This is a genomic window from Paraburkholderia sp. BR10936 (assembly GCF_040965735.1).
Taxonomy (GTDB): domain Bacteria; phylum Pseudomonadota; class Gammaproteobacteria; order Burkholderiales; family Burkholderiaceae; genus Paraburkholderia; species Paraburkholderia nodosa_A.
This window is the reverse complement of record NZ_JBFRCM010000066.1, coordinates 1-820: the sequence shown is the minus strand read 5'-3', so window position 1 is coordinate 820 and position 820 is coordinate 1. Positions and strand designations below refer to the sequence as shown.

The window sequence follows — 820 nt, the reverse complement described above, 5'->3', positions numbered from 1 at the left end:
TGCGATCTACGTCGACGTTGATGGTGGGCTCGTCCCCGGGCTGCTGGATGCGCGCGTCGACGAGGCCGCGCACGCCACGCATCTGGTCGAGCAGATGATTCGCCACGACGCGGTTTTGCGCGAGCTTGTTGCCGACGATCTGCACGTCGATGGGCGCAGGCAGGCCGAAGTTCAGGATCTGGCTCACGATGTCGGCGGGCAGGAACGCGAAGGTCACGCCCGGAAACGCGGCGTTGAGCGCGTTGCGCAGCTTCGCCACATATTGCGCGGTGGGCGCGTGCTTTGGCGCGAGCGTGATGAGGATGTCCGCATCTCCGGGACCGATGGGGTCCGACGAGTCATATGTGAGGTTGATGCCGCTCACCGGCACACCGATGTTGTCGAGCACCGCGGCCTGTTCGGCGGGCGGAATCACGCTGCGGATTTTCGCTTCGACTTCGTCGGTAATGCGGGCCGTCTCCTCGATGCGCGTGCCGGTGGGCGCGCGCAGGTGCAGGCGGATTTCGCCGGTATCGACAGCGGGGAAGAAGTCGCGGCCGGTGAACGGCACGAGCACGAGCGAGCCGAGGCACAGCGCGACCCACAGCACGACGAAACGGCGGCGCTGCGCAATCGCCGCCTGAAGCAGCGCGCGATAGCGGTTGCGCACTGCTTCGAAGCGTCGTTCGAAGCCCGCCTGAAAGCGCGTCAACACACCGGCGATGCCGCGCCTGGGCGCAGCGTCAGGCTTGCGCGCGCGCAGCAGATACATGGCGAGCGTGGGAATCAGCGTGCGCGAGAAGAAGTACGACGCGCACATCGCGAACACCACGGCTTCGGC

The 820-nt window shown here is 66.6% G+C and carries 1 protein-coding gene; it reads right to left on the bottom strand.

Going from position 1 to position 820, the window contains the following annotated elements; genetic code table 11:
• Positions 1-820: efflux RND transporter permease subunit (locus tag AB4Y36_RS40430; RefSeq protein ID WP_368685933.1), on the bottom strand; the 820-nt coding region annotated here is incomplete at both ends.